The following is an 11,917-nucleotide window of genomic DNA, read 5'->3' on the forward strand; positions in this document are numbered from 1 at the left end:
GGTTGTTTCAGCTTGACGCGTCCTTGCAACGCCCGTAGCACCAAGCGTGTTGCCTTCTAGCTTCTGACCGTCGACTTCTAGCTCCATCAGAAGCGCTCTCCGATACCGAAGTGGAACTGAGTGTCACCGCTGTCATTCAGACCAAAGTCAATCCGAATGGGACCAAGCGGCGACTGAATCCGTAGACCCAAACCGTAACCAAAGCCCTGACCAGGTTTTCCCCTTACACCCCCTGGGTTACCTGGAACATCTTCGCCTGTACCAAAGTCGGTGGCAGCGTCAACAAAGAGCGCACCAGAAATCACTGAGAAAACCGGAAAGCGGTATTCCACTGTTGCCTGAATGAAGCTCTTGGCGCTACCCAAGTCGCCTTCATCATAACCCCGGATGGAATTACTACCGCCTAGCGCAAAGGCTTCGTAAGGCGGTAGATCGCCTAGCACTGTGCCACCTTGAATGTTAAAGGCAAAGGCTTGGGGGCAGTCTGATGGCTTGGCTTTAGGATCTCGGCACGCTTGAGTCAATCGTAGGAGGCGTGTTGGCACATAGAAACTATAGCTGCCACGCAGACGGTTGAAGAAAATGCTTCCAGTGCCGATCGGTATCGACTGTTCGCTACCCAGTCGCAGAAGCGACCCTGCTGTTGGACGCAGTAGATCGTTACGGCGATCGCGCACGACTCCAAACTGCACTGTAAACAGGTCATCTTTGCCTGTACCGCTGAAGCTGAGATTGTTACCCAGTTCGTCTCTAGGGCTAAGTTCGCCGTCACCATCATTAATCCGAACGCGTTGATACTGCAAGCCCAGCGAACCAGACCATTCCGGTCGAACGTAAGGGTTGCCGTTTAGAGGACGGGCAAAACTAATGCCAGCACCTGTTCTTACCACTCTAGGCGTATCGCCATTGGGCAGGTCAACATCCCTATCACCACCATCAAAGATGAGTGAGATTGTTTGCCGTCGAAACAGATTCACGGTGTAAGAGGTACGGAACGGGTCGCCTCCAATCCACGGGTCGGTAAAGTTCAGGTCAAACAGTGTTTCTCGCAAACCAAGTTGTACTTCTGCGCCCAACTTTTGATTATTGCCCCCCAGGTTTTGCTGCTGGTAGCTCACCGTACCAAAAAGACCGCTGGCAGAGCTAATCCCGGCACCCGCTGCGATCGAGCCTGCGTTCTTCTCGACCACATTAGCGACCACAACCACCTTGCGCGGGTCTTGACCAGGCGAGAGCGAGAGCTTCACATCGTCAAAAATCCCTAAACCAAAAGTCCGCTGCAAGTCACGTTCAACTTTGGTACGGTTAAACACCTGCCCTGGCTTAAGCTCAAACTCACGTGTGACGATAAAGTCACGAGTGCGAACTCGACATCCAGAAGGCTTGCCCTCTTTATTCAAAACCGGATTCCCTTGAGGATCGCGGAGAAAGAACTGACCCTGGTCGTTTCGTGCGCATTCGTTGCCATCCTTGTCAACGTAGCGAACCTGGATCTTCTCAACAACGCCTTCGGCAACTTGAAGGGTCACGATCCCGTCGGGCGAAACCTGCGGTGCATCGACCACTTGAGCCAATACATAACCGTTGTCTTGATACCACTTATTGACTTTTTTGATGCCCTCTTGTAGCTGCACCAGGTTTAACACTTTGCCGTATTGATCGCTAAACGCATCCGTAAGGACGGCTTCGGGCAACAGGGTTGTGCCATCTAGCTGCACCTTCTGTAAAACGGGGTTAAGCTGCACCTCAAACGTGACCCGTACGCCTAAAGGTGTATCAGTGGGTACTGCTCGCACATTAGAAAAGTAACCTGTTGCAAAAATTGCGTTGATATCTTCCTGCAACTGTGTGCGCGTTGTGGTGCGACCCGGCTGGGTGCGAATCACTTGGTAAACCTGTTGCTGAATGTCTCCCTCCACGCCTTGCACAACGACTTCACTCACCAGAACGGGCGGTTCTTGCGCGGAGGGCTGTGTCGTTTCTGGGGTGCTGGTAGGGGGTGTTGGTGTCGTCTCTGGTGTAGAAGGTGTTGGGGCTGGCGTTGCTTCTGGAGTTGGCGTTGCTTCTGGAGTCGGCGTTACTTCTGGAGTTGGCGCTACTTCCGGCGTCGGCGGGGTTGTTGCTGGTGCTGACGGCAGCGGTGCTCCTGGAGTGAGCTGAATTTGATTAGGAGTTTCTTGTCCAGGTCCTGCTTGGGCGATCGCAGGCGATACCCGCGATCGCCTGCTCCCTGTCGCCTGTATTTTTGTCGGTGGTGCCGCAAGCCCACGTAGCAGGTCTGACTGCTTCGCGGCGATCGGCTTTGTTGCCGCTAAAACACCGATGCCCTTCGCAGCACTACCTGCTGTGGAAGCTTGACGAGATGCCTGCACGAGAGCTGGGTTAGCGGTCTGCCCCTTGGCTGTATCAGACAAACCCAGCGTTGCCGTAGCGGCAAGAAGCGCCACCAAAACTGGAGAAAACCGCATATTGTTCAGATTAGTTGACACGTCCACACACCACGCCCTGTCTAAAGCAGGACCCACGAAACAGCAATAACTTAGGAGATTAAACTTGGGCGAGATTAAAAGAATTGACAAACTGTGAAATTTTACCGCATTGATTGGTACCAAGATTGAGCTTGCCGTAATCAGTTCTCCATCATTGAAGCGAGAAGCCCAGAGAAAAGGTGCTGCTGCAAGTATCACATCGTTGTAATGTGGGCTTCAAAATAATGTGTGCTTCAAGACTCGCTCCATTACTTGCTGGTACGCTAACGCTACATCACCCAAATCGTGTCGGAAGCGATCTTTGTCCATCACGCGCCGCTTTGGGTCATCATCGGTTTGATTCCAAAGGCGACAGGTATCAGGGCTAATTTCATCTGCCAACATGATCTGCTGCTGCTGATCCAGCCCAAACTCTAGCTTGAAATCTACTAGAGTAATGCCGCATTGACCAAAAAAGACGTTCAAAACATCATTGACTTTAAGTGCCATGACTCGTAGCTGGTTAACTTGTTCTGGCGTTGCTAGTGCCATTAACAAAAGGCGATCGACCGTTAGCAATGGATCACCAAGTGCATCGTTTTTGTAATAGAACTCCACTAATGGTTGCTGCAGCACTGTTCCTAAACTGATTCCGGTCTGTTGACAGAGACTACCGGCTGCAATGTTCCTGACGACCACTTCGATCGGCAAAATTTGTACAGCTCGTACCAGCATCTCATTAGCACTCGTCTGGTCGATAAAGTGAGTTGCAATGCCGCTAGACTCAAGTTGCTTGAACAAGTGGCTGGCAATCGCGCAATTGTACGCACCTTTCCCCTCAACACTGCCGCGCTTCTGAGCATTGAACGCAGTGGCATCGTCTTTGAAGTAGGTCAGCAGTACCTCTGGATCAGCAGTGGCATAGAGAATTTTAGCTTTGCCTTCGTAGAGCTTAGGACGAACAGTCATGAAGAGATGGGTTTGTGGACTAAGATGTTTCTCGACATCAAAGCAGGCTGTTGTATGGTAAGAGCCGTCGCTATGTTCGATTCCTTGCTCGACTCGATCCATTGCTCACGGCTATGGTTGCTTACTGTATTGATCTGATCATTGTAGCCCTCTACGCTGCCATCCTCTCATTCTTAGTTTGGTTGAGGCAAGATAGGACTGAGAGAGTGCGGCGACAGTGTCAGTCTGGCGATCGACCGAGTCTCCCGTTACCCACGATCGAAGAACAATGCACTATTTGCGTTTAACCATCGCCTTCTCAACAGGCATTTTGCTACTGACCAGTTGCAACGCTGGCGATCGCGGCTTTGCTGATAATTCAAGTCAGGCGTTAACAAACGATTCGACTCAGCTAGCGACAGCATCATCACAGGACGCTTCAGCGCTCGGTAACTTTGTCGCTGCCCGCAGACTTGCCTGGGAGGCAGCCGTAATGGTACAACGTCCACCCCACCCAGTCGAAACCTGGCAAACCGCACGGGTCAAGTGGAGACAAGCAATGAGTCGGTTAGACGCGATTCCTCAAGGGACATCAGTATCTGCCCAGGCAAAGGAAAAAATGGCGGTTTACCAGCTTAACTACGCAGCTATTAACGATCGCCTGACAACTGAAACCACTGCTGTTGAACAGTTTAAAGCGGCTCAAACGTTAGCATGGCAAGCTGCCGTCACGGTGCAAAAACCACCCCACTCGCTCAAAATTTGGCAGCGCGCCAGCAGCAAATGGCAGGCTGCGATCGCCTCGCTAGAGGCAATTCCACCGACAACCGCGATCGCGTCGCAAAGTCAGGCAAAACTGATAAACTACCGCAGCAATTACAGCGCGATTAACCAGCGCCTGCAAACTGAAAATCAGGCACTCCTGACGTTAAAACAGTTTTCCGAAACTGCTGCCAGACTGAGGAGCGTACCAGACAATCTCTATCAAGCCAATCTGCCACCACAACAAATTGGCGTTGCCTACGAAGACTACACTCGCCTTGTACAGGGTTTGCAGCAGTCTTTCAGGCAATTGGCGACCCAGCCAGATGCCAGAAATCATCCCACTTATCCAGTGCTTCTGGCTGCGATCGAGGATCATCAAGTGGTCATCAAACTCTGGAAAGCGTATCGAGAGTTTAAGGCTGCTAATACACAGTGGCTCTACGATGACGTGTTTGACCAGCTAGTGCCCGTTTCCCTCACAGACGCTGCTATGCTGGAGCAGAAGTATGGCTTAAAAACCTACTCAGGCGGCACAAAGGTCTCACTGCGCTACAGTGCGTGGGCAATCTGGCAAAAAAATAGTCAGCAACTTCAACAGGCACAACAAAAGCTGCTCAGCCTCAACGCACGGTGAGGCATATCGCTTGCTTCCGCTGTGACGTGCGGTAAGGAGTGAGACGATAAAGTTAAGTAGTCGGCAAGCGAGAGCGAAAGGGTGATGGGCTAAAGACCGCCAAAATCTGCAACGATCGTCGTGCGATCGCTTCACCTTACCTCGCTCATTGGAAGAAGTGAAAAGCGATGTGTCAATTTGAGTTCTGAGTCTCATGCTAATTCTGACTTCTATATCAAACCGTTGACCAACCACTCTCCATTCCCCATTCCCCATCATGACGATTGAACGCCACACCCCAACTTGGTTGGCAATAGTTCGGCTTCTCCGCTGGGATAAACCAGAAGGTCGCTTGATTTTAATGCTTCCAGCTCTGTGGGCAGTGGTTCTTGCAGCACGAGGCAAGCCACCGTTACTGCTGGTAGGAGTCGTTGTTTTAGGTGCTCTTGCTACCAGTGCAGCAGGTTGCGTCGTTAATGATCTTTGGGATCGAGACATTGATCCCAAGGTGCAGCGTACCCGCAGTCGACCTTTAGCTGCGCGCGACCTTTCTGTCAAGGTTGGTCTAGTCGTTGCACTCGTTGCCTTTGGCTGTGCTTGGGGGTTGTCGCTCTATCTCAATCCGCTCACCTTTTGGCTCTGCGTAGCAGCCGTGCCTGTCATTGTTCTTTACCCACTTGCAAAACGCATTTTTCCCATGCCGCAGTTGGTGCTAGCGATCGCCTGGGGTTTTGCAGTTCTGATTAGCTGGAGTGCTGTTAGCTGCAACGCAATCGCTGCCCCCACACCCTGTCTAGGCAACGCCACCTGGCTTTTATGGGGTGCAACCGTGCTCTGGACGCTTGGATTTGATATCGTGTATGCCATGTCCGATCGCGACGACGATCGCCGCATTGGCATCAAATCGGGTGCCCTCTTCTTCGGTACGTACGTGTCTCACGCGGTAGGCAGCTTTTTTGCTGGTACTGTTGCCTGTCTAGCAAGCTTAGGCATTGTGATGCTGCTGGGGGTAGCATTCTGGCTCACGCTCACGATCGCCGCTATGCTCTGGGCTTGGCAATACTACCGTCTCTGCCAGAAAACGATTCCCCATCGCCTTTATGCCCAACTCTTTAAGCAAAATGTGGCGATCGGCTTTGTGCTACTAGTTGGCATGATCCTGGGCGCGAGGGGATGAGTTTTGAACGTTCCTGACTCCTAAGTTCTTCTAACAACTAACAACTAACAACCAAAAACTCTTCTGACTTCAGACAGCCACTAAAAAGCTGGATCAGCGGCAGCCAATCCAGCACAGGATACTAGTTACTTAGTGAAAGCGTAACCGAACAATGAAGCGTTTAAGGCTTAGGGATCGGTCTGTAACACTTGGGGTTGAAGGAGCGTGACCATCTGCTGAATGCCACGGTGGATACGGCGCGTGACGGTCATCGGGCTGACACCGATCTGTTCAGCCACTTCTTTGCGGGAGAGATCTTTGATGAACACAAATTCGATCGCCTGCCGTGTCTTGTCCTCTAACTGATTCAATGCCCGCTGAAGCTGCTGCCGATCTTCTTCCAGGATTTGTAGCGTTTGATAGTGGGCATCAGGCAGCGTGTCACCGAGCGTCATGGGCGAGTCAATTTGCTGACAGATGGTAGCATCCAGGCTAAGCGGTAGGCGGTTCTTCGTGGCTAGCTTGCTTTCACGCCATTCAATGACCGTTACGCCTAATGCTGTAGCAATTTCGTCATCTGTAGGCTGACGACCCGTCTCTTCTACCAATGCTTCACGTACGCGTTGACCTTCTTTGTTGAGTTGTTGCCAGCGACGGGGAATTTTAACTGTACCGCTGCGATCGCGCAGAAAATGCAGCATCTCACCGCGAATGTAAGGCACCGCAAAGGAACTAAACGCACAACCTTGATGTGGATTAAAGCGTTCGATCGCGCGAATTAAGCCCAGGTAACCAATTTGTTCGAGATCTTCATAGGGTTCAGCGCACTGGTGGCTAACGCGATGGGCAATCTTTCTCACCAAGCCTGCGTTTAACTGCACCAGTTGGTTGCGAACTTTAACCGAAGGATGCTGATAGTAAGACATCAGCAATTCCATACCGCGGGTACGAATCGAAGGTTGAGTAGTCATCATTTGCAGGTCACCTTTCACTTCTAGAGTTGAGCTTATTGTTCTTCAGAGAAAGGGGTTACAACCATCGTCGATCTACGGTATTGACGAAGGAGGTTGCGATGAAGGTTCGGCATAAACACGTAAACCCCTTGAGCTGATAGCCAAACTGCTCTCTACAGAAAAACAGCGATCGCAGCGGCGAAATCTCAGTTTTTCCTGGGTCGGTTTCCCAAAATTCAGGCGAAAATAGAGAGTATGACAATCCATTACTGTTTCTAAAGCGAGAGAAAGTAACGTGAGCAATACCAGTAACTTTCGGCAAGCCATGCGTGAGGCTAAAGGTCACGCCCTCGTTGGTCCTAACGTCATTGCCAACGCGCTGCCCTGGCTGGGTGGCGGACTCATTCTGACGGCAGCAGGCACGTTGGGTGGTCTCAAAGTTTTAGAGAATAATCCAGAAATCTTCTTTCCCACAGTGATTGGCGCAGTGGTTCTGGAACTCATTCTTTTCTTCGTCGCGTCTAATGTTGCCTCTAAAGGTAATAACGCGGTTGCCTTACCGCTGCTGGCTACTTACAGTCTGCTGTCAGGCTACACGCTTAGCGGTCTGGTTTCGATCGCCCTGAGAACCGAAGGAGTCGGTATTACAGGTGTTGGCATTGCCGCACTTGGTTGCGGGATCGCTTTCATCGCTGGTCGTCAGATTGGCTCCAACCTAAGCGATGCGGACGGTATGGCGCTCGCCAAAACGGTTCGTCTCGGCATTATTGCCCTCTTTGTTGTTGTGCTGTTGCAGTTTGGGTTGAGCTTCTTCGGCATCTACACGCCTACATTTTTAGAAGTTGCCATCTCAGGTATTGGCGTACTTCTGTTTGCTGGAGCCGCTGTCGTAGACTTTTACATTCTTCCGCGCACCTACCGGGACGATCAGTACTTGCCTGCTGCGCTTTCAATGTATCTGACCTACATCAACCTGTTTGTCTTTATCCTGCGGTTGCTGATTGCCTTAAATGGACGGCGCTAACCGCACAAAATGCCAGGTAGTTCTCTCGTTATATTCTGTTACAAAGCTGTAACGAGTTTTCGAGAAATTTTAGAGAAACCGAGTTTCTAAACGCGACCTTGACGCTCAAGCGGTATTGTCTCGTCAAGAAATTCGGTTTTTTCGTTAGCCTTGTCAGCTCACTTTGTGCCTCTGCACGAGAATTCACACTAAACTGGTGATCCACCTGTTTTATGAGTAACGATCGCAATGGAAGCCCTCGAAATCAAACGAGAAGTCGAACTGTTATCTGAGCGCCTGGGTAAAACTCAGGACTACCTTTGACGTACCCGCCCTCACAGCCAAAATTCAAGATTTAGAACAAGTTGCCGCACAACCAGCGTTTTGGGACGACCAGACCAGCGCTCAGCAAACGCTACAAGAGCTAAACGACCTCAAAGCTCATATCCAGCAGCTTGATCAATGGCAGGCAAACCTGGATGATGCCAGAGCCGTACTGGAGCTTCTAGAGCTGGAGGAGGATGCGTCTCTGCTGGAGGAAGCGCAGTCAAACGTCACTCAACTCAGCCACGAGCTTGACCAGTGGGAACTACAGCAACTGTTGTCTGGCACCTACGACCAGAAAGGCGCGGTTTTAACTATCAACGCTGGTGCTGGTGGCACTGACGCTCAAGATTGGGCTGAAATGCTCCTTCGCATGTATTTTCGGTGGGCAGAAGATCATCGCTACAAAGTGCATGAAGTGGAGCGATCGGACGGCGACGAAGCCGGGATCAAGTCTGTCACCCTGGAGATTGACGGGCGCTATGCCTATGGCTATCTGCGATCGGAAAAAGGAACCCATCGCCTGGTTCGCATCTCGCCCTTTAATGCAAACGATAAGCGCCAAACGAGTTTCGCGGGCGTAGAAATCATGCCGCTCATCGACAACTCTGTGCAGCTTGACATTCCCGCTAAGGATCTGGAGATCACCACCACGCGTGCAGGTGGCAAAGGAGGGCAGAACGTCAACAAGGTTGAAACAGCCGTGCGCATTTTGCATATTCCCACGGGGATCGCGGTTCGTTGCACGCAGGAGCGATCGCAGTTGCAAAATAAAGAGAAAGCCCTAGCTATTCTCAAAGCAAAGCTGCTGATTGTTGCTCAGGAGCAAAAGGCGAAGGAAATCGCCGATATTCGTGGTGATATAGTCGAAGCCGCTTGGGGCAATCAGATCCGCAACTATGTCTTCCATCCCTATCAAATGGTAAAAGACCTCCGCACAGGTGTTGAGACCACAGCCATCACGGATGTCATGAATGGCGAGCTTGATCCATTTATTCAGGCTTATCTACGTCAGGAATCTCAACTTGTTGACGTTTGAGTTATGCGCTCAAACACTTGTCGCTTAAACCAACGCGTAGTAGCTGAGATCAATGCCGATGCCGTTTAGACAGATAAAGATTTTGCAAAGCCTGATTGCACAATCCATGAAGTCTAGAGGTTGAAAGTTTACGCACCCTAACAAATTTGATAGCTTACGCAAAGGAGTCTGTATCACGACCCCCCATTTTACTCGAACCTTTAAGCTGGGCGCATTATGGCTAATCTTGCTAGACATCAGTTAGATGTAGATGACTCGATTCACTCTATGGATTTAGCGAAAGAGTCGAACGCCTCAGCTAAAGATGCAAGAAAAGGGATGTTACTGGTACTTCCGGTGCCCTTTCGATCGGTCGATGGTCAATTATTTTTTGAAGCACAAGCGTGCAATGGTTTAGAGCAGTGGGCGGATAACTTTGGCTTTGTCACTGTTGCAGCGTTACTGATGCCAGAACCCCTGGTCGCACAGCAAAAAACAATCGTCTGGCGCGATACGGCAACGCTGGCAGATCCTCAGCGCTTTGAATTTGTGCCCTTACCCTGGGCATATTCAATTCCCCTTTTTCTCTCTCACTATCGCTCAACTCAGGTTTTGTTAGGTCAACTGGTTGAGCGCAGTCGCTATTTGCAGTTTTGCATCGGTGGATTGATCGGTGATTGGGCAGCAGTGGCTGCGATCGCGGCGCATCAGCAAAAACGAGCCTACGCCATTCATACTGATTGGGTTGAACACAAGCATATTCTGCAAGTTGCAAAAGATGAGGCACTGCCAAAGCGCTTGAAAGCTCTCGTCTTTTCAGTCCTGATGGAAAAGTATAATGCCTGGATTATTCGGCGAGCCGCACTGGGTCTATGGCATGGGGCAGACTGTTACTCAGCCTATAGCCCGCTCTGTAGCAACAGCTTCTTGATCCATGATATTCATACCAACGCACTAGACGTGATTGCCCCAGCAGCACTCGCTGCAAAAGTGAGCCGCGTTATGACAGAGCAAACGATCCACCTTTGCTACGCAGGTCGGATGGAGCCGATGAAAGCCCCTCTCGATTGGATTAAAGCGGTCGAAAGAGCACACCGTTTAGGTGTTGGCTTAAAGGCGACATGGTTAGGTGCTGGCAGCCTGCTAGACGAGATGCAGCGCATGATTACCGAGCGTGGTTTGAGTTCAGTCATTGAGCTAGTTGGCTTTGAGAGCGATCGCGATAAGCTGCTTCAGAAAATTCGTGAATCTCATTTAATGCTGTTCACACACATTACATCAGAGTCGCCGCGCTGCTTGATCGAATCACTGATCAGCGGCACTCCCATTGTTGGTTATCGAAGTGATTATGCTGAAGATCTCGCAAAAGAATTTGGTGGTGGCGAGTTTGTGCCCGTTGGACAGTGGGAACTTCTGGGCGATTTGCTTGCCACCTTAGCGCGCGATCGCTCTCATCTTGCACGTCTGATTCAGCAAGCGGGTGAAAACGGGAAGCGATTCAGTTCTGAGGGTGTCTTCCGTGAGCGCAGTGAGTTGATGAAAGCGCATCTAGGCTGATGGGCAGTTCCTCGGGATTCAAGCTTGAGGGCTAAGGTGTTCTTGAAGGGGTCTGAGCCTCTCTTGCACGATCGTCGTCCCTGATGATCGGTCTACTAAAAATATGTATCTATGAAAGGCTTGCTACTATTGATGGGTAAGGTCATCAACGCAACTTCGCATGGAAACCCAGAATGCCAGCTCTGAATCTAACCTTTCTGAGCCTGCCGAAACCGCACCTGAGCCAAGCACTGTGCAGGCGGAACCAACGGCTGAAGACGGTGCGCCATTAACTGACACAGATGCAACCAGCATCCGGGCAACAGTGACGACTGAGCCGAAACCAAGCTACGTGAAGCTTGCCATGCGAAATATGGTGCGTAAACGCGGTCTTTCGCTCCAACACTTCACCCTGACGACGATCGGTCTTCTAGCATTCTTTGTGGGACTGGCGTACTTGACCCGTTGATGCTCTAGAACAGAACGTTGCAAGAGGGAATTTTTACCGTGGATGTTGAAATCTGCGTGCAGGGATGCAGCCGTGAGGCAGGCGATGGCGAGTTAAGCGATGACGATCGTCGAGATTGGGCGGGTGATCTCACTGCCTTACCCTGCCCGGTTGCGACTGAGCTTTGGGAAGATTGGTTCCAAGCCTGGCTAGTCGCCTTGCAGCCGAACCTTTCTCCCATTGAGTCTTATGAGCTAAGCCTACGTCTAACGGGCGATCGTGAGATGCAGCAGTTAAATCATCAGTATCGTCAGCAAGACCAGTCAACAGACGTGCTTGCTTTTGCGGCTCTCGAATCAGCTCTCGTACAACCACAGGCGCTTCAGTCTACACTACCGCTGTACCTGGGAGATATTGTGATTTCGGTGGGCACAGCACAACGGCAGGCAAACGCGCAGGAACATTCGTTGGATGTGGAACTAGCGTGGCTGGCTGCACATGGGCTACTCCACCTACTGGGTTGGGATCATCCTGATGAAGAGAGCCTGAACCGAATGTTAAAGCAACAGCAAGTTTTGCTTGAGATCGTTGGTCTTAACGGCAAGACCGGATAGAATTCTTCGTAGTCCTTAAGCTTTAGGCTAGGGGCTAACTGAGGCTTAGCTTAGCGGTATTTATCTTGATG

Annotated in this window: 10 protein-coding genes; 7 read left to right on the forward strand and 3 right to left on the reverse strand. The window is 50.9% G+C overall.

Annotated elements, in window-relative coordinates; all coding sequences use genetic code 11:
* Positions 1–86 precede the first annotated feature (86 nt).
* Positions 87–2,468: a BamA/TamA family outer membrane protein gene (locus AC5JO6_RS29385; protein WP_496084652.1), complete on the reverse strand. Its 2,382-nt coding sequence runs from the start codon at positions 2,466–2,468 to the stop codon at positions 87–89.
* A 237-nt stretch (positions 2,469–2,705) separates the two neighbouring features.
* On the reverse strand, positions 2,706–3,437 hold the full coding sequence (gene purC, locus AC5JO6_RS29390; protein ID WP_496084595.1) for a phosphoribosylaminoimidazolesuccinocarboxamide synthase: 732 nt from the start codon (positions 3,435–3,437) through the stop codon (positions 2,706–2,708).
* 268 nt (positions 3,438–3,705) lie between these two features.
* Between purC and AC5JO6_RS29395 the strand changes: the two genes are divergently transcribed.
* Positions 3,706–4,815 carry a hypothetical protein gene (locus AC5JO6_RS29395; RefSeq protein WP_496084596.1) on the forward strand — a complete coding sequence of 370 codons (1,110 nt, stop codon included), beginning with the start codon at positions 3,706–3,708 and terminating at the stop codon, positions 4,813–4,815.
* Positions 4,816–5,071: 256 nt separating this feature from the next.
* Positions 5,072–5,971 carry a 4-hydroxybenzoate solanesyltransferase gene (locus AC5JO6_RS29400; protein ID WP_496084597.1) on the forward strand — a complete coding sequence of 300 codons (900 nt, stop codon included), beginning with the start codon at positions 5,072–5,074 and terminating at the stop codon, positions 5,969–5,971.
* 167 nt (positions 5,972–6,138) lie between these two features.
* Here the strand turns inward: AC5JO6_RS29400 and AC5JO6_RS29405 are convergent, their stop codons facing one another.
* On the reverse strand, positions 6,139–6,921 hold the full coding sequence (locus AC5JO6_RS29405) for an RNA polymerase sigma factor SigF (RefSeq protein WP_496084653.1): 783 nt from the start codon (positions 6,919–6,921) through the stop codon (positions 6,139–6,141).
* A gap of 277 nt (positions 6,922–7,198) precedes the next feature.
* On the opposite strand from AC5JO6_RS29405, the gene AC5JO6_RS29410 reads away from it, so the two are divergent.
* From AC5JO6_RS29410 to ybeY, 5 genes are all read left to right on the forward strand, one after another.
* On the forward strand, positions 7,199–7,927 hold the full coding sequence (locus tag AC5JO6_RS29410; protein WP_496084598.1) for a Bax inhibitor-1/YccA family protein: 729 nt from the start codon (positions 7,199–7,201) through the stop codon (positions 7,925–7,927).
* 228 nt (positions 7,928–8,155) lie between these two features.
* Positions 8,156–9,269, forward strand: a protein-coding gene (prfB, locus tag AC5JO6_RS29415) for a peptide chain release factor 2 (protein ID WP_496084599.1) whose coding sequence is annotated in 2 segments (ribosomal slippage) — positions 8,156–8,227 and positions 8,229–9,269 — 1,113 coding nt in all. Because the reading frame shifts where the segments join, the coding sequence is not laid out codon by codon here.
* Positions 9,270–9,485: 216 nt separating this feature from the next.
* Positions 9,486–10,805 carry a glycosyltransferase gene (locus AC5JO6_RS29420; protein ID WP_496084600.1) on the forward strand — a complete coding sequence of 440 codons (1,320 nt, stop codon included), beginning with the start codon at positions 9,486–9,488 and terminating at the stop codon, positions 10,803–10,805.
* A gap of 292 nt (positions 10,806–11,097) precedes the next feature.
* Entirely contained in the window at positions 11,098–11,253 is a 156-nt protein-coding gene (locus AC5JO6_RS29425) for a DUF3285 domain-containing protein (protein WP_496084654.1), read from the forward strand.
* A 38-nt stretch (positions 11,254–11,291) separates the two neighbouring features.
* Entirely contained in the window at positions 11,292–11,846 is a 555-nt protein-coding gene (ybeY, locus tag AC5JO6_RS29430; protein ID WP_496084601.1) for an rRNA maturation RNase YbeY, read from the forward strand.
* The last annotated feature ends 71 nt before the right edge of the window (positions 11,847–11,917 follow it).

It is taken from the genome of Tildeniella sp. (genome assembly GCF_059505325.1).